The sequence below is a fragment of the Vibrio sp. Vb0598 genome, from assembly GCF_033338935.1.
Taxonomy (GTDB): Bacteria; Pseudomonadota; Gammaproteobacteria; order Enterobacterales; family Vibrionaceae; genus Vibrio; species Vibrio alginolyticus.
In genome coordinates this window covers 73,732-96,194 of the sequence record NZ_JAWOTP010000004.1, presented here as the reverse complement: position 1 = coordinate 96,194, position 22,463 = coordinate 73,732, and the positions used below count along the sequence as shown (strand labels likewise).

Here is a 22,463-nt window from a genome sequence, read left to right as displayed (position 1 = left end):
TTTATTGGGGAAGCGTTAAAGGTATGCAGTTAGCTTTCTACAATTACACGAGTGTCTTCACTCAGAGATTCTAACTCATTGGCTATGTCTTCAATTTCTAGCTCGCTAGGTAGTTTTATCGCCATTTTAGCGCTGAATAAGCTAGAGCTTACCCCTCCGCCTCCTGCAATGAATACACGCTGACAATCCATATCTAAAATTGAGATACCTTGATTATCGAGAACGTGAGTAATTTCATTCACAATACCCGCTCTATCGTTGGCATCTAAACGAAGTTGGAAGATAGTGTCTTCACGATATGAGTGAGGCTCAGAGTCGACGAACCTAACAACAAGAGTCTGACAAGAAGAGAACGCTTGTTTAACGATGTCGGCATTTTCTCTTGGAAGCTCTACTTTGATGACACCTGCAACTTGGTCTTCGATAAAGTTTACTTTGCTGATCAGCCATTTCCCGCCGTTTTCGTGTGTGATTGCAGCGAGCTCTTTAATCGTGGCGGGTGACGCTTGTCCGACAAAATTAACAATAAATACGGTGTTCATAATGTCCCCTCCTGGAATCAAGGTTTGGACGCAGTACGAATAAACGTGCTACTTAAGTTATTGGAATAAATCCTTTTATTTAGTGTAGGTGCTAAGGGCGGGTAATGTTTGATGAAAGTCAATTTTTAACACTAATTCGTGATGCAAATAATTAAAACAATGTTCAGAGCACAAAAAAGCAGCCATCGTAAGGCTGCTTTTTACCGAGTATCAACTTAGGATTAGAAGGTTACTTTTAACTCGACACCATAAAATTGACTGTCGTAGTTTGCGCCTGCGTCCATGGCGAATTTTGCAACATCTTGGTTTCCAAACCAAGGTGATGAATTGAATTGTAGTTCTGCACTACCGCCCCATGCATCAGTTACCCAATAATGAATATGTCCAACAGGGTTTAAGAAGAAGAGCGAAACATCACCTGCGGTTTCAGAACCCATAACTTCGCCGCCGTTTGCAATAATGTCTTGCTCAGCCGTTAACATCATTTCACCAACAACAGCACCAAAGAATGGTGTGATAAAAATATCCTGCCAAGATGGTACTTCTGCGAACGCCTCCACGCCATACTCCCAAAAGAACGTCGACATAGTTGCGGAGTACAAAAACGACTGAAATTCATTATAGCCAGCGTGACGTGCTGCCGTGTAGTAAACGCCGCCAAAATATGGGTGCATGATGTAGTTGAGGACATGTTCATCGCGATCCCAAACGGGGCCGTCAGAGACATTATCTTTCCACTTTTGCCCCAACTTACTCATGTCTCGGTCTTCTTCGTCCCATTTGGTGATACTTTCTGGAAGAAAAGTCATCATGCCTACGGTCGCGATACTGAGACCTAGAATGGTGTAGGTTTGACCCATCAGATAATCCCAGTCTTTATCTTGAGGGATGATGAGATGTTTAGGCTGAAGCCCTGCGTCAAGGTTTAGCGAATCATCATTATTCTGTTCATACATAACACCGCGATTTTGAGCCTCGAAGGTGTACAGAGTCGTCGTTTCGCAGTAACCTGACAAGCAATCAGGTGTGTAAGAAAACTCTGTATGACGGTTTAGGTCATAGCGACTTGCGTGCGCAAGCGCTGACGAAGCCAAGCAAAGGCCTGTTAGAGTCGTCTTGAACATGGATGATTTTGACACAAAGGTCTCCGAGTTAATGGTGTATGTTCGGGCTCGTAATTATCCCTCAAAACATCAATCATTTAAACACTTGACCCTTATTTAGTCCCAACAAACCTCGGCGAGATTTGTCCAAATAAAAAGAAAAATAAGCGCTATAACGAAAATAGGATTGTGCTTACGTTAAGGAGTCAGTTGTGAAAATAGCAATGCTTAGTACTGGTGAGGAAGTCCTCCACGGTGATATTGTTGATACTAATGCGGCATGGTTGTCTAGCCTGTTTTATCAACATGGATTTGGCTTAACAAAGCGCTCTACGGTTGGTGATAGCCTATCGAGTTTGGTTGAAGAGTTTTTAATGCTCAGCTTTAACAACGATGTGGTTATTGTTAATGGTGGTTTAGGCCCTACAACGGATGACATGAGTGCTGCCGCCGCCGCGAGAGCCGCCGATTGTAAACTGGTGCTATTCAAAGAGTGGTTGCAGCATCTAGAAAGTTTGTATGCTCGACGTGGCATCCCTATGCCGGACAGTAATTTAAAGCAAGCAATGCTGCCAGAAACGGCAGAGATATTGGACAACCCGATAGGCACTGCTTGCGGTTTCAAAATGCTGATTAATGATGCCATTTTTTATTTCACACCGGGTGTACCAAGTGAATTTAAGCTCATGGCAGAGACGCAAATTCTTCCCGATCTGAGAAGAGTGTTTCCCGATGTTCAAGGTTCATGTTGTAGTCGAATCTACACGTTTGGTCTATCTGAATCCGGTATTTCAGATAAGCTAGATCAGCTAAAACTTCCTCAAGACTATGAGCTAGGGTATCGCTCTTACTTGCCTTTTATTGAAGTGAAACTTTTTGGTCCTTCAGATCAGATTGAACAGCGTTTGAAACTAGTACAGATAATTAATAAACACCTTGAGAGTAATACCGTTAGTATTGATTTACCTATGGTTGAAAATGTCGGCCAGTTGTTGGTCGATAAAGGACTAACAGTGTCGACCTCCGAAAAAAGTAGCGGAGGATACTTAACGTACTGGCTAAACGGTGATGAAAACGCTGAAAAACAACTAGGGCATGGTTGGATACTACCGAGCCTGACTCAAGCGATGGCCAACAGCGGAGATCCATTAGCAGAAACGTTTGCTCTGGCTGGTGCTACGCGAGAGAAGTGTGGGACGGATTTATCACTCGTCACTGGCCATATTGAAGAGGGCGTTTTTTCCGTCGCTTTATCGACACCGTCAGGCGAGTGGGGAGCGTTATATAAACTCTCGAAAAAGTATCAGCGCAGTGATCAAGTTAAAGTGATCAGCACGGCAGCACTAGACTTGTTGCGTCGCTACCTAGAACGTAAACCGATGTTTGCGCATTATGCATTTTTAGAGAAAGTTAAAGAGATGCACCTCCCGAGCAGTGCTTTATAACCAAAGCTCTATACAGTAGTCTGAGAGACAATACACAGAGACAAAAAAGCCAAGGTGATTACCTTGGCTTTTGCATTTTATACCGTCGAGTCAACGTTATGCGCGCTGCTTTTCTTTCATCGCGTAGTTAACGCCGCTAAGTGACAAATCTGATTTTGCTTTACAGATACAAGGTAATATTTCATCACTTTGTGTGTAAGCCATGGCAAAACCAACATACTCCACTTCACCAGACTCCAATTTGCAGCGACAGGCGCCGCAGTGCCCATCACGGCAGTTGTATTCTGGTAATAGGCCAGCTTGCTCCATTGTTTCCAAAATCGTATTGGAAGGGTTGGATTCAATGCTGATCAGTTTGTTGATTTTGAGTGTTGCCATTACAGCTCGAATCCTTCGAAGTCATCTGCGCGAACTTCATTGTCAATTTGACCCACAAGGTAAGAAGAGATTTCTGCTTCTTGAGGCGCAACTTGAACGTTATCTGAAGACAACCAAGCGTTAATCCATGGAATTGGGTTGGTTGTTGCTTCTGGATACGCTGCTGGTAGACCTACCGCTTGCATACGAATATTTGTGATGTATTCAACGTATTGGCTTAGGATGTCTTTGTTTAGACCGATCATAGAGCCATCTTTGAATAGATACTCTGCCCACTCTTTTTCTTGCTCAGCCGCTTCTTTGAATAGGTCAAAACAGTCCTGTTTTGCCTCTTCTGCGATTTGCATGAAAGTGAAGTCATCTTGACCGTTACGTAGCAGGTTGATCATGTGCTGCGTGCCGTTTAAGTGAAGTGCTTCGTCACGAGCGATCAGCTTGATGATTTTCGCGTTACCTTCCATTAGTTCGCGTTCTGCGAAAGCGAAAGAACATGCGAAACTTACGTAAAAACGAATTGCTTCTAATGCGTTAACAGACATCAGACAGATGTACAGCTTCTTCTTAAGATCGTACAGACTAACCTTAACCGTTTCACCGTTAAGGACATGCTCACCTTCACCGTAGCGATGGTAATCATTCGTCGCTTGAATCAAATCGTCGTAGTAGTGCGCGATGTCTTTTGCACGCTTCAGAATGTGCTCGTTCTCAACGATATCATCAAACACTACAGCAGGGTCGTTCACGATGTTACGAATAATGTGTGTGTAAGAACGAGAGTGAATCGTTTCAGAGAAAGACCAAGTCTCAATCCAAGTCTCTAGTTCTGGCAGAGACACAAGCGGCAGCAGTGCCACGTTAGGGCTACGACCTTGAATAGAGTCAAGAAGCGTTTGGTACTTCAAGTTAGAGATGAAGATGTGCTTCTCGTGATCTGGCAGTTTGTTGTAATCGATACGGTCGCTAGATACGTCTACTTCTTCTGGACGCCAGAAGAAAGAAAGTTGTTTCTCGATAAGTTTTTCGAAAATCTCAAACTTTTGTTGGTCGTAACGTGCAACGTTTACTGATTGACCTAGGAACATTGGTTCCTTCAATTGGTCATTCTTTTTTTGGTTAAAAGTACTGTAAGCCATAATGCCTCAATTCCTTTTAAACCTCCCCGTAAGGGGGAGGTTATCGATAGTCTGTCTTTACGGGTTCGCTAGGTACGGGAAGACTAAATCTTACAACCGCCGCCAGCACAATCGTCATCTTGTGGTTGAACAGCGTCTTTCTGTTCATCTTTCGCGCCATCACGAGTGTTGTGGTAGTAAAGCGTTTTCACACCAAACTTATACGCTGTTAGCAGGTCTTGAAGTAGTTTCTTCATTGGAACCTTGCCAGTCTCGTAACGTGACGGGTCGTAGTTAGTATTAGCAGAGATAGCTTGGTCAACAAACTTCTGCATAATACCCACAAGGTGTAGATAACCGTCGTTCGAACCGATATTCCAAAGCAGTTCATAGCTGTCTTTAAGTTCTGTGAACTCTGGTACAACTTGCTTCAGGATACCGTCTTTCGAAGCTTTTACTGAAACGTAACCACGTGGTGGCTCAATACCGTTAGTTGCGTTTGAAATCTGAGAAGAAGTCTCAGAAGGCATTAGCGCAGTCAGTGTTGAGTTACGTAGGCCGTGCTCCATAATTTCTTTACGTAGGCTGTCCCAGTCGTAATGCAGCGCTTCGTCACAAATTAGGTCGATATCTTTCTTATACGTATCAATCGGCAGTAAGCCTTTCGCGTAGTTCGTCTCGTCGAATGAAGGACACTTACCTTGTTCTTTCGCCAGTGCTACAGATGCTTTCAATAGGTAGTACTGCATTGCTTCGAACGTACGGTGAGTTAGGCCGTTCGCGCTACCGTCAGAGTATTTCACGCCATTCTTCGCTAAGTAGTAAGCAAAGTTAATCACACCAACACCTAGCGTACGACGGTTCATAGTCGATTTGTATGCCGCTGGTAGAGGGTAATCTTGGTAATCAAGCAGTGCATCTAACGCACGAACAACAAGATCGGATAGCTCTTCGAAATCATCTAGAGACTTGATAGCACCTAAGTTGAATGCAGAAAGCGTACACAGTGCGATCTCGCCTGAGTCATCTTCAACGTTAGTTAATGGTTTCGTTGGCAGTGCGATTTCTAAACATAGGTTCGACTGACGAACTGGAGCGACTTCAGAATCAAATGGGCTGTGAGTATTACAGTGGTCCACGTTCTGGATGTAGATACGACCCGTTGATGCACGCTCTTGCATTAGCAGAGTGAACATTTCAATCGCTTTAACCGTTTCTTTCTTGATTGAAGGATCGTTCTCGTACTTCACGTATAGACGCTCAAACTCTTCTTGGTTTTCGAAGAATGCGTCGTACAGACCAGGTACATCAGATGGTGAGAATAGCGTAATATTGCCGCCTTCAACTAAACGTTGGTACATCAGTTTGTTTAACTGAACACCGTAGTCCATGTGACGAACACGGTTTTCTTCAACACCACGGTTGTTCTTAAGTACCATTAGTGAGCGTGCTTCACCGTGCCACATTGGGTAGAACACAGTAGCTGCGCCACCACGTACACCACCTTGTGAACAACATTTTACTGCTGTTTGGAAGTACTTGTAGAACGGAATACAACCAGTGTGGAATGCTTCACCACCGCGAATCTCTGAGCCTAATGCACGGATACGACCTGCGTTGATACCAATACCAGCGCGCTGAGATACATAACGAACAATTGAGCTTGCTGTTGCGTTAATAGAATCAAGACTGTCTCCACACTCGATCAGAACACATGAGCTGAACTGGCGAGTAGGGGTACGCACGCCAGACATAATTGGCGTAGGTAGAGAAATCTTAAATGTCGATGTCGCATCGTAGAAACGTTTGATGTAATCAAGACGTGTCGCTTTTGGATATTTCGCAAATAAGCACGCTGCTACAAGGATGTATAAGAACTGAGCACTTTCGTAAATTTGGCCCGTAACACGGTTCTGTACGAAGTACTTACCCTCTAGCTGCTTAACTGCCGCGTATGAGAAGTTTAGGTCGCGTTTATGGTCGAGGTACGCATCAAGTTCGTCGAGTTCTGCTTTTGTGTAGTCTTCTAGAATATGTTGATCGTACTTACCCATATCGACGAGGCGAGACACGTGATCATAAAGCGTTGGTGGCTCGTATTGGCCATACGCTTTTTTACGCAGATGGAATACCGCTAGGCGAGCAGCTAGGTATTGGTAATCCGGAGTCTCTTCAGAGATCAGGTCTGCCGCAGACTTGATGATTGTCTCGTGAATATCTGTCGTTGTGATGCCGTCGTAAAACTGGATGTGAGCGCGAAGTTCTACTTGAGAAACCGAAACATTATCTAGACCTTCTGCAGCCCAAGTGATAACGCGGTGGATTTTATCCAGATCGATACTTTCTTTACGGCCATCACGCTTGGTGACGGTAAGTTGTTGGTTCATTCTGCTTTATTTCCCTAAGAAAACTGATAAAAGCCGTATTTTTGTTTGTTTATGTGCAATATGAGTAAAGCTTGCGGCGGCTTTGTGATCAAAGTCTATCTATATATTGTCGCTTAAACACAACATATAGGGGTTCGTTTGTTTGCGGGTTACAAGATAGTGCTATTACACTGATTTATCAAGGTACAGATCGGGGATGACTTGTGGATAACTGACAAAATGAAAAAAATCAGTAAGTGAACACTAACCGATGAGAAAAGGGCAGACTTGAATGGTTAAAAGTACGGTTTCGAGATCGGTTTAGAAATAACCGCATGCAAAAATATTTTCCTTGATCTTTGGCCGTTTTTATCTACGAAAAATGGCTTGGTCAAAATGGAATCTAGAGCACGAATTTTAGCCATAAAAAGACAAAAAAAGCGGCAACTTTGTGCTACCGCTTCCGATTCATTTTCTTTAAAAAATGTCAATCACAAAACACATTTTTAACGCAACAGCGTTCAGTATTTTTTAGTATGAACGATGTAGTTTACATCTACATTACGACCGAGTTTGTAGCTGTCATTTAGAGGGTTGTAATGAAGCCCAGTAATGCCCATTTCCGTCAGGTCAGTTTGGTCTATCATCTTCATCATTTCGGCTGGCTTGATAAACTTATCGTGCTCATGAGTGCCTTCAGGAACAATCTTAAGAAGCTTCTCAGCACCGACAATAGCAAATAAGTACGACTTAATGTTTCGGTTCAAAGTTGAGAAAAACACGTGACCACCGGGTTTGACTAGCGCAGCACAAGAGCGGATAACGGAGAGAGGATCTGGAACGTGTTCAAGCATCTCCATACAAGTCACGACATCGTAAGTTCCTGCGTTTTCTATAGCGTGGTCTTCTATTGTGCTCTGAATGTAGGTCAGTTGAGTGCCTGTTTCTAATGCATGTAGTCGCGCGACTTCTAATGGTTCTTTACCCATATCAAGCCCCGTCACAATAGCGCCTTCTTTTGCCATGCTTTCAGCAAGAATGCCACCACCACAGCCGACATCAAGTGTTCGCTTGCCAAACAAGCCATTTGCTTTTTCAAGTACATAGTTCAAACGAAGTGGGTTAATTTGATGAAGCGGCTTAAACTCGCCTTCTAAATCCCACCATCGAGAAGCCATGTCCTCGAATTTCTTAATTTCACTTGGGTCGACGTTTTGTGCTTTAGTCATAATTGGTTTTATTGCATTCAATCTGAGTCCTTTAGAGGGCGCCAGTATACTCCAACGTTTTATACCCAAACAACCTCGATGTGCTTAGTTAAGGGACAATGACAGAGTTCACTGGCGCGACAATAGCGACAGGTTCCTGTATTTTTGAAAGCGCTAGCTATTGTTTTTGGTTCATCCTTGAACTAGTGCCAGTGACAATAACTCTAAAACCTGTATTTTCGCGTTGTGTGGTTAAAGGAATTTACCTCGCTTTTCCGCGTAAAGAGTCCGATTTTGCTCAATATTGACCGAAATATAACCACTAATCAGAAAGATATGGGATGAGTGTGCAAATTCTCGACATTTGATTCATAACCAAGCTCACAACCTGATAAAAGGAGAGGGAAAGTGATGCCGAAGTGATGAATTGTGTGTTATATTTTTGCACCTTACACGTATCGTAATTACGATCAGATAATAGAGGGATAATGGCTCTATGAGCGATTTAGCTAAAGAGATCACGCCCGTAAACATTGAAGATGAGCTTAGAGGTTCATACCTAGACTATGCGATGTCAGTCATCGTGGGTCGTGCTCTTCCAGATGTGCGTGATGGCCTAAAACCAGTACACCGCCGCGTTTTATTCGCGATGAACGTACTAGGCAACGATTGGAACAAACCATATAAAAAATCAGCCCGTGTTGTCGGCGACGTAATCGGTAAATATCACCCACACGGTGATAGTGCTGTGTACGACACAATCGTACGTATGGCTCAGCCGTTCTCGCTTCGTTACATGCTGGTCGATGGTCAAGGTAACTTTGGCTCGATCGATGGCGACTCTGCTGCGGCAATGCGTTACACCGAAGTTCGAATGGCAAAAATTGCCCATGAACTATTGGCTGACCTAGACAAAGAAACCGTAGACTACGTACCAAACTACGACGGTACTGAGCAGATCCCAGCGGTTCTTCCAACTAAAATTCCAAACCTATTGGTTAACGGTGCTTCTGGTATCGCAGTAGGTATGGCAACCAACATCCCGCCTCATAACCTTGGCGAAGTGATTGATGGCTGTCTTGCATACATCAATAATGAAGAAATCACTATTGATGAACTAATGGATTACATTCCTGGTCCTGATTTCCCAACGGCGGCGCTTATCAGCGGTCGTAAAGGCATTGTAGACGCGTACAAAACAGGTCGTGGCAAAATCTACATGCGTTCGAAAGCGGACATCGAAGTGGAGAAGAATGGTAAAGAGACCATTATCGTCACTGAAATTCCTTACCAGGTGAACAAAGCTCGCTTGATCGAAAAGATCGCTGAGCTAGTTAAAGATAAGAAAGTAGAAGGTATCAGTGCACTGCGCGACGAGTCAGATAAAGACGGTATGCGCATTGTTATTGAGTGTAAGCGCGATGCTGTGGGCGAAGTAGTTCTAAACAATCTTTACGCTCAGACTCAGCTGCAAACCACTTTCGGTATCAATATGGTGGCTCTAAACAATGGCCAGCCACAGCTATTCAACCTAAAAGATATGTTGAAGTGCTTCGTTGATCACCGTCGTGAAGTTGTGACACGTCGTACTATCTTCGAACTGCGTAAAGCTCGTGAACGTGCTCATATCCTTGAAGGTTTAGCTCTAGCGCTTGCTAACATTGATGAAATCATTGAGCTTATCCGTAAGGCACCTACACCGGCTGAAGCAAAAGCGGGTCTTATCGCTCGTGGTTGGGATTTAGGCAACGTTTCAGCAATGCTAGAGCGTGCTGGTACAGATGCTGCGCGCCCTGAATGGCTAGAGCCTGAATACGGTATTCGTGATGGTCAGTACTTCCTGACTGAGCAACAAGCACAAGCTATCCTAGATCTACGTTTACATAAACTAACAGGTCTAGAACACGAGAAGATTCTTGGCGAATACAAAACACTTCTAGAAGAAATCGCTGAACTCATGCATATCCTTGCGAGCACTGAGCGTTTGATGGAAGTTATCCGTGAGGAACTTGAAGCGGTTCGTGACGGCTTTGGTGACGCTCGTCGTACAGAAATCACAGCTGCGAGCCATGATATTGACATGGAAGAGCTGATCGCACGTGAAGACGTTGTAGTTACTCTATCTCACGGTGGTTACGTTAAGTACCAAGTACTGAGCGACTACGAGTCACAGCGCCGTGGTGGTAAAGGTAAGAGTGCGACTAAGATGAAAGATGAAGACCATATCGAGCGTCTTCTAGTGGCGAATACCCACGATAACATCTTGTGTTTCTCTACTCGTGGTAAGACATACCGCCTGAAAGTTTACCAATTGCCTCTAGCGAGCCGTACTGCGCGTGGTAAGCCAATTGTGAACATCCTTCCACTCGAAGAAGGTGAGCGCATTACCGCAATTCTGCGTGTTGATGAATTCTCTGAAGACAAATTCATCTTCATGGCAACAGGTGACGGTACGGTTAAGAAAACGCCGTTGAACCAGTTTGCAAACGTACGTTCAAACGGCCTAATCGCTGTGAACCTACGTGAAGACGATTCGTTAATCGGTGTGGATATCACTAACGGCGAAAACGAAATCATGCTGTTCTCTAAAGCGGGTAAAGTGGTTCGCTTTAAAGAAGCAGAAGAGATTCCAGTACTTGATGAAAATGGTAAACCAGTTCTTGATGAGAATGGTCAGCCAGAGATCAAGTTTAAAGGTGTTCGTCCTATGGGTCGTACCGCCTCTGGTGTTCGTGGTATGAAACTGGCTGAAAATGACCAAGTTGTATCACTTATTGTTCCTTCGCACGAAGGCGACATCCTAACGGTTACAGAAAACGGTTATGGTAAACGTACAGCACTTAGCGAGTACCCGACAAAAGGTCGTGGCACTCAAGGTGTAGTTTCTATCAAAGTTTCTGAGCGAAATGGCCCGGTAGTTGGTGCTATCCAGGTTGTTGAAGGTGATGAAATGATGATGATCACCGACGCTGGCACGTTAGTACGTACTCGTGTGGGTGAAGTTAGCCAGGTTGGTCGTAACACACAAGGTGTAACGCTTATCCGTACTGCGGAAGATGAATCAGTTGTTGGTTTGCAACGTATTGAAGAAGTTGATGATGAAGAGCTGCCTGCTGATGAAGATGCAGAAGCGTTAGAGTCAACAGACGAAAATACGCAGCAAGACGCTTCAGAAGCTCCAGCTGCTGATGATGCAGAGGAAGGTAACGAAGAGTAATCTTACATCGTTATCCTGATATGAAAAGCCGAGCCTTAGTTGCTCGGCTTTTTTGTATCTGTATCAACGCATTTAAAGTAAGAAATGCGTACACTGACGTTATCTTTGTTTACAGGACGTGTTATGTCTGTTTGGTTTTTCGCTGCCATCACTCTGATGGGGCTGTTTATCGTACTCTTATCACTGAGTGCATCAAAAGTTAAACCTGCTCAATGGTTTGGCTTTTGCCTGTTAGTACTTGTCGTGACGAGTGCCAGTTTCTTATTGCTGCATCAAACTCCGCCTAAACCAATACAAGCGGAAATGTCACGAATGATGACTGCTCGTGACATCATGAAAGAGATTCAAGACCAGTTGCGTGAAGATCCGAACAACGCTGAATTGTGGTTCCAACTCGGGCAGGGCTACCTGCTAGAGGGGGAATTTGATGGCGCGCTGATTTGTTTTGATTACGCGATCCAGCTGACTGAGCCAGTCAGTGCCACGCAACTTGCCGCAAAAGCGACGACCTTGTACTACATTCACCAGCAATCAATGACGCAAGAAGTTAGCTTGCTTTTGGAGCAAGCTTTGCAGATAGAACCGCACAATGAAGCCGCTTTGTCTTTGATCGCAAATGATCATTTTCTGTCATTCCGATTTCAGGAAGCGATTGATGCCTGGGTACTATTATTAGATTCTGATGATCCAAATTTAGATAGGGTGCAAATCATTAACTCTATTAACAAAGCAAAAGAGCTGTTGTAAGCGTACAATTTAACAAGCAATAGAGGGAAAGGTGGGCAACGAATGAAAAATAAAGCACTAAGCATATTGGTTTTGCTGTGCGGCTCTGTGCTGGCGGGTTGTAGCTCTTCCGATCATTCTGGCTCTTCCTCTACGGTTTATTATTCATCGGGTTACTACGACCCGTGGTGGTACGATCATGACGACTACTGGATTTATTACTATCCGGGCTGTTGCGATAACGACGATGAATACAAAGAGAAACTGGAAGAGTGGTGGAATGGTTTAGATGAAGACCAACAGCAATCCATCAAAGACAAAGTCGAAGATTGGAAAGACGATGATATGTCCGCCAATATCGATAACATGAAACGCCAACTCGACGATCATTGGCAATCACTGCCAGACGAGCAAAAGCAAGAGATTCAAACCAAGTGGGAGAATCGTCCGGAGCGTATTGAGCCAGCGGCTTTACAAGACAAAGCGGTAAAAGAAAAGGTTCAACAAAGAAAAGCATTACCGGAAACGAAGATCCAGCGTCCAGTTGCTCGTCCAAATGTGCAGATACCTAAAGCACGTCCAAATATTCAACCTAGACCTAGGCTTCCTCGTCGCTAGTACATTCGATTTTTGTCTCTCGATAGAATCAGGATGAAGAGATAAAGATAATAAAGAAAGAAAAGGGGCGTTCAGTACGCCCCTTGTTGTATCTATAAGTTAACCGTTGCCAGTTAGACTAATACGTGGCTTCGCGTTCAGCCGCTGCTTTATCCCATTCTGGTGCCACCGTTTCTAGGAAGTGTTTCTTATCTGCGTTCATCTTTTCCATATCCATGCCCAGTGCTTGTTGTGCTTTCGCTTTGGTCGAGATATCTGGAATTTGAACAGGATCAGTAATGCCTTTGGTTGCCAGTAAACGAACCAATTTGGTACGGGCGTCAGCAGCGCGATCAACTGCAGTACCTAGTACTTCAAGTGCTATCTCAGGAGCATGCATGTGGACACCGTGAGAAGCAATCGCGTAGTCCCAACGCCATTGTGCATGGCGAATATCTTGTAGGATAGATTCCATCTCTGCTTCTGTTGCACCTGCTTTCCACGCTGCGCCTGCTTCAAAGTGTGCCGCTACGATTTGCTTCTCGGCGGTTAGCTTCATGTTCAGTACTTGCGCTTTGCGAGTCGAGACGATGCCTTGTAGCTGCTCTTTAGTTTGGGTATGGCATTGCGCACAGGTGTCTTCAAAACGATCAAATGGGTTACCCACTTTGTGGTCTGTGTACACCGTACCGTCTTCTTTGGTCACTTTAGGCATGTGGCAGTCCACACACACCACTTTGTTTTTACCATGAATACCCGCTCTCCAAGTTTCGAAACCCGGGTGTTGTGCTTTTAGCATCGGCGCTTTAGATACGGGATGCGTCCAATCTTTGAAATTCAACGCGTCGTAGTATTTCTCCATGTCATTAACGGTGGTGCCCATATCCCATGGGAATTTAACCGCTTTAGTTGGGCCGGTGAAGTAGTATTCAACGTGACATTGAGCGCAGACCGATGCTTGCTTATCTAGGCGAGACTGTTCATCAAAGTTTTTACCAATAGTATCAAAAGCACGCTCGACGTATGGGCGAGTCAGTGCTAGCGCAGGTTCGCCTTTCTTGAAGGCTTCAGAGCCTGTGTTGTGGCAATCGGAACAACCGATAGGGTTGACGATTTCTGAGCCTAAGCGTGCCCATTTACCTTCGAAATAACCGTCTTCACCACGTTCATCAATCACGCGAGCAACGTCTGGGCTTTTACAGCTCCAGCACGCCATCGGCATAGGCCCGGACTTCTCGTCGGTTGGTGCGCCGGTACGTAAGGTTTGGCGAACATCATCAAGTGCGTAAAAGTGACCGCGCGCTTTGTTGTAGTCTTTCGCGAAGCCATAACCTGCCCACAGGATAACCATGTTTGGGTCTTCACTTAGAGCATCTTCAATGTGCTCACTTTCGGATGTTGCTTTCCAAGAATGGTATTGATCAGGGTGGTTCTGTTCAAAGACATCGTTACGAGGATCGATAAAATCCTTCTCTTCTGCCGCTAACGGAGCGTCAACCAAAAATAATTGGCTGGCGAATAAGGTCGCAACCGCAATAGGTGCGCTCATCCAGTGTTTTATGCTCACAGTGTTATCTCCATATTCGTTTTTATTAGCAGCGTTGTGAGGAGCTATTCCAAATAAGAACTGGAGATCTACGATTAATAATATTGCTTAATTGGATAGATGAAATAGTGAGTGAATCTTGTCTTGTTTTAGATCAATTTACACCAGTGATCTCAGTCATGTTTGAATTCATATACCCCTAAAGTGGTAGTTGTTAAGTCATTGTTCTGCAATGCTTTGGGTTTTTAACCTTTTTAAAAATAGGGTGATTTAGTTCGCTTTTTGAGCAGGCGTTTCTACCCCTTATGAATAATAGAGGTATTATAAATATAGGTTTAGCGTTGTGGCTTTCCGAAATAAGAATTGATGTCATTTGAAGATCTAAAAAATATCTTCAGAGGAAATTAATTGTCGCTCAAATAAATAATTGAGAATAGTTATCAATTATTATCGAGCTAAGGAAAGAACAATATGGGCAATATAAAATTGACCATAGAGACAATGCTGAAACTTCTCTTCGTCTTTGCCATCTATGGTTTCTCCATCGCCGCCCATGCGACTTCTTCAGAGCCGATTGAAGGTGCTCAAGCTGAGCGTCATCAAGTCGAGTTGATCCGTGACCGTGACTACAAGTGTCTGCAATGTCATAAGGATGCAAAAGAGACTCTGAACCTTTCGCATGACCCGCAAGCTCTACTCAGCCAAGGGAAGCAACTTAATTGCACCAATTGCCATAGCAACATTGGTCCCGACCATCGTGAGGGCGCGCCTGATGTAATTAAGTTTTCTGCCGCGCAATCGAAAGAGGTACACGACAAAGTGTTCCTTGATCCAAGTATGATTCTTAAAGCCAACAGCCAATGTGTGGATTGCCATGCACCGACACAACTGAGAGAAAGCCACTGGACGCACGATGTGCACGCCAAAAACCTCACTTGTTCAAATTGCCACGATGTACACGCAGCGAAAACCAAAGCGTTGTCGTACGACAGAAAACAACTGATCAAGCAGTGTGTGGATTGTCACTCTGAATTTGCCGTCGAACCTGAATTTGCCGTCGAACCTGAACTTGCCAAAGAAGAGGAGAGATAGCATGAAATGTTCGAGAAGAAACTTTTTAGCCGGCAGCGGCGCGTTGATTTTAACTACAGGCGTTGCAGGCACTTCCGTTGTTAGCTCCTCTCTTTATGCCAGCAACCGTGAACAAGCGAAACGCATGGGTATGGTTCATGATGAAAATGCCTGCATTGGCTGTACCGCTTGTACCGATGCTTGTCGCGAAGTAAATAAAGTCCCTGAAGGCGTAACGCGACTTAAAATTCATCGCAGTGAACCGATTGGCGAATTTCCAGATGTGGAATACCAGTTTACTCGCGAATCCTGTCAACACTGTGATAACCCTCCATGTGTATACGTTTGTCCAACAGGCGCTGCATACAAAGATGAAGCGACCGGCATCGTGGATGTACACAAAGAGAAATGTGTCGGATGTGGTTATTGCCTTGCTGCTTGCCCTTACCAAGTGCGCTTCTTTAATCCAGTCGATCACTCTGCGGATAAATGTAACTTCTGCCGTGATACCAACCTAGCGCAAGGTAAGCAGCCAGCTTGCGTGGAATCTTGCCCAACAAAAGCACTCATCTTTGGTGATTTGAATGACCCAACTAGCGAGGTGAGCAAAGCTATCGAAAGCCATGTTGTCTATCGCGATAAATCGCATTTAGGTACGCAACCTAAACTGTACAAAATTCCGCATAGCAAAGGGGAGGTGTCATCATGAACGGCTTCGAAAGTGTATTCCACTTTGACTCGTTAGTCTGGGATTGGATCATCGCGATTTACTTATTCCTTGCTGGGATGTCAGCGGGTGCGGTGATGATTTCAATCTATTTAAAACGCAAAGTGATTGAAGGTGATCCCGCAAAAAACGGCATCATGAAAGCGATGGCTTGGCTCGCACCATTTGGCATCATTGCTGGGTTGGTAATTTTGATTTTCCATTTAACCAAGCCTTTAGAGTTTTGGAAGATCATGATCTACTACAACCCAACGTCTGTGATGTCGATGGGCGTGATCTTGTTCCAAGTGTACATGATCGTGTTGTTTGCTTGGATTGGCGTTATCTTCCGCCATCAAATCATCAGCTTCTGTGAAGGGAAGTTACCAAGCAAACTGCTGGATTTTGCCGATGGCATTTTGATTAAGGCGGGGAAAGCCAACAACGCCATTGAATTGTTCTTGGGCTTCTTAGCCATCGTGCTTGCAGCGTACACTGGCTTTCTATTGTCTGCGTTGAAGACTTACCCAATGCTAAACAATCCAGTACTGCCAATCTTGTTCCTGTTCTCTAGTTTGTCCTCGGGCGCAGCAGCATGCTTGATGTTCGGCATCTTGGTGTTTAAAGAGTCGACTAGCAGCCCAAGTGTGTCTTGGGTACACGGATTTGAACGCCCAGTAGTATTGTTTGAGCTGTTTGTCTTAGTGACTTTCTTTACTGGACTGATCTTCAGCGGTGGTCAGAACGAAGTCGCGGCTTGGAATGCTATTTCGAGTGGATTCTGGGCTCAATGGTTCTGGGGTGGGGTAGTGTTCATCGGCATGATAACGCCTTTGACTCTCAATTGGTTGACGCCTTCTGAAGTGCGCCACAAAGGCAGTTACGTTTTTGTGGTCACGACGTTGAGCTTGGTTGGCGTACTTATGCTGCGTACTTTCATTCTCTATGCCGGTCAAATGACCGTAGTGTAAGGGGGATAAATGGAAGCTGAGCTAGGGTTCTTCTTACTGATATTGGTGGCTGTAACATCGACTTGTGCATCGTTGCTGCATTGGCTACGTCTTGCTTTGGGTAAGAAGGCGACATTGCCGCATCAAGTCGCGATGTCCCACATGATTAGCTTAGCTTCCATCATTTGTTTAGCACTTCTGATCGTCTGCTTCGTGCAAGACAACTTCGCGTTGGAATATGTTGTTACGCATTCCAACAGTCAACTTCCCGTGGCGTTCAAAATTGCTGCCGCTTGGGGTGGGCACCAAGGCTCCATGTTGTTTTGGGTCGTCACCCTGAGTTTATGGGCGTCGTTTATTGCATTTAAGTCACCGCTCAACGCCCAATATACTTGTGACTGTTTAGGAATCATGAACGTTCTTATTGCAACATTTGCTTGGTTCACGTTAATGACCTCTAACCCGTTCGAATATGCCCAAGTATTGGCGTCGGAAGGGCGAGATCTAAATCCAATGCTGCAAGATGTTGGGCTTATCATTCATCCACCATTGCTTTATCTCGGTTATGTCGGTTACGCAGCAATATTAGCTTTTGCATTAGCGGCGCTATTGGGTAAACAACCGATGAGCGATTGGTATGTGGTCGCTCGTAGCGCAGCGTTTTTTGCATGGGGAACGCTTACATTAGGTATCTTGGTGGGATCATGGTGGGCGTACAATGAGCTAGGGTGGGGCGGCTGGTGGTTTTGGGACCCTGTGGAGAACGCTTCTTTACTGCCTTGGCTTACGGGTACTGCTTTGTTGCACAGCGGTGTTGTCGCAACACGTATCAGAGGCGCAATTTGGAGCTCCTATGCACTGGCGTTTACCACGTTCTGCCTAAGCATTTTAGGGACATTCGTGGTGCGCTCTGGCGTGCTGACTTCAGTGCACGCTTTTGCGGTGGACCCAACTAAAGGTTTGGTGCTGCTTGGTGTATTGAGCTTGCTTGTCATCATCACTTTTGGCGTACTGATTTTGCGAGGAGAACAACTCCCTCGCTTCAAACTTCAATCTCTAGCGAGCCGAGCTTACACTGCTTACATCGCCAAAGGGCTGCTGGTTATTGCGACTGCTATCGTTTTTCTTGGCACTTTTTATCCGATGGTTTATCAACTGCTCGGTTTAGGAAACATTTCAGTTGGCGCACCTTATTTTAATAGTCTGATCTTCCCATTAAGCATACTGGCTCTGATTTCCTTAGCTTTCATGCCGCTGCTGAAATGGACAAAAGGCACAGTGCCGAGTGTAAGCGCTGATATTGCGATCAGTATTGCGTTATCTCTTGTCTCTGGGATCGGGTTTATCTTCTTAGTGCACGCACTGCATTTCGAAGTATTGCTAACCATAACGTTGGCTACTTGGGTGATTGCGGCGCATCTCGTTATGCTGTTTCGTTGTTCCAATAAGCGCAAACTCATGCCAATCGTGATGGCACATATCGGTTTTGCGCTGGCGGTGAGTGGAGCTGTATTCAACAGTCACTACTCATATGAACACAATTTACGTGTCGAACCCGGCAGTTCTCAACAAAGGGCGGGGATCACTATCGATTATCATGGTATCGAATGGCTGGTGGGGCCAAACTACACCGCTGAACAAGGACAGATCACCTTGCACTTGGAAGATGGCCGCATGCTCAATTTCAACCCGCAAAAGCGTCATTACCCTGTGCGAGTGATGAATATGACCGAGCCTGCGATTCGTTCACTATGGCATGGCGATTATTACGTGACATTGGGTGACAAAGTCGATACTCATGCTTATGCGATTAAAGTTCAGTACCGCGCAGGTATTTGGTGGATATGGTCTGGCGGGCTACTAGCTGTGTTTGGCGCGCTATTAACCGGCCTAAAGAAAAGGAGAGAGGCTATCAATGCGATCGAGAAATACGCTTAAACTCGCAGGTCTGTTTGTGGCTGTTGCCGTGTTTGCTGTAGTAACTGCGGTGGCTTTGTCTGAGCGACCACATGTTGAATTGTCCCCACAACGAAATTTAGAGACACCTAATTTTCGCTCTACTTCTCTGATCTCTGATGACATGGTTTCTGAGCAGTTGTTCAAAAGCGACGGATATAAATTATTGAATGTTTGGGCATCTTGGTGCGGAGTATGCAAACGAGAGCATGAAGAATTATTGCAGTTAGCAGAACTCGGTGTGCCTATTATTGGGCTGAATTATAGAGATCAAAAACAAGCCGCTCGTGAATATTTGAGCTCTAAACGAAATCCATATATTGAAGTAATTAGTGACCCTAATGGAAAGCTCGCTGTGGAGCTAGGTGTTATCGGAACGCCGGAAACTTACTTGATTGATCCAAATGGTCGTATATTGATCAAATATCGTGGAGAGCTAACGGCAGATAAATGGAACGATATATTTTCAGGATACTTGAATGTTTCGATTTAATAATCTTCTCCTCACTTTAATCCTATTTATACTATTTTCTCCTTTCACGAGAAGTGCGGATATAGAACAGAATGTTGATCTGTTTGAATTTCATTCTGTTGAAGTGCAACAGCGTGCAACCTCGTTAGCCAAGACATTGCGCTGCCCGCAGTGTCAAAACCAAAACCTTGTCGAGTCTAATGCACAAGCGGCTAAAGACCTGAGGTTGAAAGTGTATACGATGGCCAATGAAGGCAGCTCAGATCAAGAAATAAAGGACTATCTAGTTGCTCGTTATGGGAATATTGTTCTGTATCAACCACCATTAAATTATTCCACGGCGCTGTTGTGGATCTTTCCTGTGCTATTTTTGATCTTTTTTGTCTTATATTCGATCCGAATGGTGAAGCGTAATTAATGTGACCGTTATTCCACTATTAAAAATAAATTGTGCACTTAACAAGCAGAATGTTATCATTTTTCCGAATTTATGAAGTTTCCAGTATAAAGAAAATAAAAATTTTGAGCTGGATAAGTAATAAAAGAACGAATAGGTGCACGCAGTGGATTCAGTTATATTACAACTTAAAAAAGACTTCTATTCGCAGATTCGTGCATTGCAATCACCGAACCTGCCTCAAGTTACTTCAACGCTCGCCGTGTTGACCGACGAGGAAATCCAAGAACTCGAAGCAGTTTGGATTGAACTCGCCGTTTGGAAGCGCAGTCAGACCCATTAAAAGATAGACCAAACGACCTTCTTGAAACCCCAGACAAAATTTGTCTGGGGTTTTTTATTGTAGTTTTTTTAAATTGTTATAATATAACAATTGTTCAGTTGGAGAGTGTTTCTCTTTTGCTGTCTTGAGTGGATAACTGCCCTCAATTGTGATCTCTATATTGCAAAATGCGGTATCAGTCCCCATAGTTGAAGAGCAACGAGTAAATCCCATGAATGCAATAACGAAAACGCATCAAGCGCATCAAGCAATAAATCGAGTGAGTATAGATATGGCGGAAGTACGTGCCAGAGTAGATTTTAAAGTCGGGGCAAAAAGTAACATTGATGCCGAAATTCTGTCTTTCCATGGTCTGAAGACAGACAAAGAGCATGTTGCTATTATCTTTAAACAAGCGGACCAAACTCAGGACATGCCTTTAGTTCGTATGCACTCTGAGTGTTTGACAGGCGATGTGTTCCACTCTTCACGCTGTGACTGTGGTGAGCAACTAGAAGAGACGATCAATCGCATGGGCGAGTCCGGTGGTATCATCTTGTATCTCCGTCAGGAAGGTCGTGGTATTGGTTTGTACAATAAGATCGATGCATACCGCTTACAAAGCCAGGGCATGAACACGTACGAAGCTAACAACCATTTGGGCTTTGATGATGACCTGCGTGATTTCACAGAAGCAGCACAAATGCTAGAAGCTTTAGGCGTGAATAAGATCCGCCTCGTGACGAACAACCCTAAGAAAATTCGTGAGTTATCTGAGTACGGAATTGAAATTGGCGAGGTTGTCAATACCTCTGCACATATCAAAGATGGCAACGAAAATTATCTGAAGGCAAAAGTCTCTCACGGAAAACATGACCTAAAGGTTTAATCCTAAAGATAAAACTGACAATAAAGTCTGTGAAAAACCTCATTTTTATGAGGTTTTTTTGTATCTGGAGTTGCAAATAAATTGTAAATTTGTATTATCTCGAGACTAAAGTGCAAATAAGAATAATTAGCACTACCAATACGATAATTGAAAAGCTCAACAAGGATGCTTCAGATGAATGCAAAAAAAGTTTTAGTCCAATCTATTGCTGCATCACTCCTCATTGCCAGTGGTTCTACCGTTGCTGCCACAGTAACTAAACAACAAGTAGTCGAACATTACGCGGACGTTGCCCATGCTGTGTTTGCTGATTCAGTAACAACAGCGAAAGCGCTGGATGTAAAAATCGACGAATTCCTAAAATCACCATCAGCGAAAAAGCTTGAAGAAGTAAAACAAGCTTGGCTAGATTCTCGCGTGCCTTACCAACAGTCTGAAGTTTTCCGTTTTGGTAACGCGATTGTTGACGATTGGGAGGGTCAGTTAAACGCGTGGCCACTTGATGAAGGTCTGATCGACTACGTAGCGGCTGATTACCAATACGAATTGGGTAACGAGGGCGCTGCTGCCAACATCATCGCGAACACTAGCCTACAGATCGGTGCTTCTAAACTGGACGTTTCAAAAATCACTCCAGAATTGCTAGCGGATCTAAACGAAGTAGGCGGTTCTGAGGCAAACGTTGCATCAGGTTACCACGCGATTGAATTCTTGCTTTGGGGTCAAGACCTAAACGGCACTAACGCGGGTGCAGGTCAACGTGCTTACACTGATTTCGTTGTGGGTTCTGAGTGTACGAATGGCCATTGTGAGCGTCGTGGAGAGTACCTAAAAGCAGCCGCTGATCTACTGGTTCAAGACCTTGAGTGGATGGAAAAGCAGTGGTCTGCTGAAGTAAAAGGTAACTACCGTGAAGAGCTACTGAACGACTCAGCGGACAATGGTCTACGTAAGATGCTATTCGGCATGGGTTCTCTTTCTCTAGGTGAGCTAGCGGGTGAGCGCATGAAAGTGGCACTAGAAGCGAACTCAACTGAAGACGAGCACGATTGTTTCTCAGACAACACGCATAATTCTCACTACTACAATGAGCAAGGCATCTACAACGTTTACACAGGTACATACAAAGGTGTAAACGGCAAAGAGCTATCTGGTCCAAGTATTGCTGATCTTGTTGCTCAAAAAGATAAGAAAGCGGCGACCGAAATTCAAAAACAGTTTGATACAACACGTAGCCAAGTTGGTGAGCTAGTGACTTCTGCAGAGAAGAACAACCAGCACTTTGACCAACTTATTGCGGCGGGTAACGCACAAGGCAACGCGCTAGTAAACGACACCATCATGTCGTTGGTAGCGCAAACTGGCGCGATTGAGCGAGCGGCAAACATTGTCGGCATCGACAGCCTAAGCCCTGATACTGCTGACCACGAGTTTTAATAAGAAAACCATAATAAATAAGG

At 44.5% G+C, this 22,463-nt stretch carries 20 protein-coding genes; 13 read left to right on the top strand and 7 right to left on the bottom strand.

Annotation, left to right across the window (positions count from 1 at the left end; translation table 11 throughout):
- Positions 1 to 29: 29 nt before the first annotated feature.
- Positions 30 to 542, bottom strand: coding sequence for a glycine cleavage system protein R (locus tag R7Q38_RS06065; RefSeq protein WP_005376814.1), 513 nt, complete (start codon positions 540 to 542; stop codon positions 30 to 32).
- A 221-nt stretch (positions 543 to 763) separates the two neighbouring features.
- Entirely contained in the window at positions 764 to 1,666 is a 903-nt protein-coding gene (locus R7Q38_RS06060; RefSeq protein ID WP_213866519.1) for a DUF3943 domain-containing protein, read from the bottom strand.
- Between the two features lie 191 nt (positions 1,667 to 1,857).
- On the opposite strand from R7Q38_RS06060, the gene R7Q38_RS06055 reads away from it, so the two are divergent.
- Complete coding sequence (locus R7Q38_RS06055; RefSeq protein ID WP_017820471.1) at positions 1,858 to 3,090, top strand: CinA family nicotinamide mononucleotide deamidase-related protein; 1,233 nt, start codon at positions 1,858 to 1,860, stop codon at positions 3,088 to 3,090.
- Between the two features lie 96 nt (positions 3,091 to 3,186).
- Here R7Q38_RS06055 and yfaE read toward each other — a convergent pair whose 3' ends face one another.
- From yfaE to ubiG, 4 genes are all read right to left on the bottom strand, one after another.
- Positions 3,187 to 3,468: a class I ribonucleotide reductase maintenance protein YfaE gene (yfaE, locus tag R7Q38_RS06050; protein WP_005376817.1), complete on the bottom strand. Its 282-nt coding sequence runs from the start codon at positions 3,466 to 3,468 to the stop codon at positions 3,187 to 3,189.
- Entirely contained in the window at positions 3,468 to 4,601 is a 1,134-nt protein-coding gene (nrdB, locus tag R7Q38_RS06045) for a class Ia ribonucleoside-diphosphate reductase subunit beta (RefSeq protein WP_005376818.1), read from the bottom strand. Before nrdB ends, yfaE begins: the two co-directional genes overlap by 1 nt.
- 83 nt (positions 4,602 to 4,684) lie before the next feature.
- Positions 4,685 to 6,967, bottom strand: a complete 2,283-nt coding sequence (nrdA, locus tag R7Q38_RS06040) for a class 1a ribonucleoside-diphosphate reductase subunit alpha (RefSeq protein ID WP_005376819.1) — start codon at positions 6,965 to 6,967, stop codon at positions 4,685 to 4,687.
- A 500-nt stretch (positions 6,968 to 7,467) separates the two neighbouring features.
- Positions 7,468 to 8,175: a bifunctional 2-polyprenyl-6-hydroxyphenol methylase/3-demethylubiquinol 3-O-methyltransferase UbiG gene (ubiG, locus tag R7Q38_RS06035; protein WP_017636129.1), complete on the bottom strand. Its 708-nt coding sequence runs from the start codon at positions 8,173 to 8,175 to the stop codon at positions 7,468 to 7,470.
- 475 nt (positions 8,176 to 8,650) lie between these two features.
- Between ubiG and gyrA the strand changes: the two genes are divergently transcribed.
- The 3 genes from gyrA to R7Q38_RS06020 all read left to right on the top strand — a co-directional run bounded on the left by gyrA (position 8,651) and on the right by R7Q38_RS06020 (position 12,715).
- Positions 8,651 to 11,371 (top strand): DNA topoisomerase (ATP-hydrolyzing) subunit A, encoded by a 2,721-nt coding sequence (gene gyrA, locus R7Q38_RS06030; protein ID WP_213868126.1) that lies wholly within the window; start codon positions 8,651 to 8,653, stop codon positions 11,369 to 11,371.
- A gap of 123 nt (positions 11,372 to 11,494) precedes the next feature.
- Positions 11,495 to 12,118 (top strand): tetratricopeptide repeat protein, encoded by a 624-nt coding sequence (locus tag R7Q38_RS06025; protein WP_165401636.1) that lies wholly within the window; start codon positions 11,495 to 11,497, stop codon positions 12,116 to 12,118.
- A 42-nt stretch (positions 12,119 to 12,160) separates the two neighbouring features.
- Positions 12,161 to 12,715, top strand: a complete 555-nt coding sequence (locus tag R7Q38_RS06020) for a hypothetical protein (protein ID WP_213971098.1) — start codon at positions 12,161 to 12,163, stop codon at positions 12,713 to 12,715.
- Between the two features lie 118 nt (positions 12,716 to 12,833).
- Here R7Q38_RS06020 and nrfA read toward each other — a convergent pair whose 3' ends face one another.
- Entirely contained in the window at positions 12,834 to 14,261 is a 1,428-nt protein-coding gene (gene nrfA, locus R7Q38_RS06015; protein ID WP_213971099.1) for an ammonia-forming nitrite reductase cytochrome c552 subunit, read from the bottom strand.
- Positions 14,262 to 14,711: 450 nt separating this feature from the next.
- Here nrfA and nrfB point away from each other — a divergent pair, with 450 nt between their 5' ends.
- The 9 genes from nrfB (at position 14,712) to R7Q38_RS05970 (ending at position 22,440) form a co-directional block, all read left to right on the top strand.
- Entirely contained in the window at positions 14,712 to 15,332 is a 621-nt protein-coding gene (gene nrfB, locus R7Q38_RS06010; protein WP_318114160.1) for a cytochrome c nitrite reductase pentaheme subunit, read from the top strand.
- Between the two features lies 1 nt (position 15,333).
- The gene (nrfC, locus tag R7Q38_RS06005; protein ID WP_086046905.1) at positions 15,334 to 16,020 is read left to right on the top strand and encodes a cytochrome c nitrite reductase Fe-S protein; all 687 of its coding nucleotides are present in this window, start codon (positions 15,334 to 15,336) and stop codon (positions 16,018 to 16,020) included.
- Positions 16,017 to 16,988 (top strand): cytochrome c nitrite reductase subunit NrfD, encoded by a 972-nt coding sequence (gene nrfD, locus R7Q38_RS06000; protein ID WP_213960502.1) that lies wholly within the window; start codon positions 16,017 to 16,019, stop codon positions 16,986 to 16,988. Before nrfC ends, nrfD begins: the two co-directional genes overlap by 4 nt.
- Positions 16,989 to 16,997: 9 nt before the next feature.
- Positions 16,998 to 18,905 carry a heme lyase CcmF/NrfE family subunit gene (locus R7Q38_RS05995; RefSeq protein ID WP_239939300.1) on the top strand — a complete coding sequence of 636 codons (1,908 nt, stop codon included), beginning with the start codon at positions 16,998 to 17,000 and terminating at the stop codon, positions 18,903 to 18,905.
- Positions 18,883 to 19,416 (top strand): DsbE family thiol:disulfide interchange protein, encoded by a 534-nt coding sequence (locus tag R7Q38_RS05990; protein ID WP_025767281.1) that lies wholly within the window; start codon positions 18,883 to 18,885, stop codon positions 19,414 to 19,416. Before R7Q38_RS05995 ends, R7Q38_RS05990 begins: the two co-directional genes overlap by 23 nt.
- A complete protein-coding gene (gene nrfF, locus R7Q38_RS05985) occupies positions 19,403 to 19,813 on the top strand; it encodes a heme lyase NrfEFG subunit NrfF (protein WP_025767282.1) in 411 nt (136 codons plus the stop codon). Before R7Q38_RS05990 ends, nrfF begins: the two co-directional genes overlap by 14 nt.
- A gap of 145 nt (positions 19,814 to 19,958) precedes the next feature.
- Positions 19,959 to 20,135, top strand: coding sequence for a hypothetical protein (locus R7Q38_RS05980; protein WP_020480909.1), 177 nt, complete (start codon positions 19,959 to 19,961; stop codon positions 20,133 to 20,135).
- A gap of 271 nt (positions 20,136 to 20,406) precedes the next feature.
- Positions 20,407 to 21,003: a GTP cyclohydrolase II gene (locus R7Q38_RS05975; protein ID WP_025767283.1), complete on the top strand. Its 597-nt coding sequence runs from the start codon at positions 20,407 to 20,409 to the stop codon at positions 21,001 to 21,003.
- 174 nt (positions 21,004 to 21,177) lie between these two features.
- The gene (locus tag R7Q38_RS05970; protein ID WP_165439054.1) at positions 21,178 to 22,440 is read left to right on the top strand and encodes an imelysin family protein; all 1,263 of its coding nucleotides are present in this window, start codon (positions 21,178 to 21,180) and stop codon (positions 22,438 to 22,440) included.
- The last annotated feature ends 23 nt before the right edge of the window (positions 22,441 to 22,463 follow it).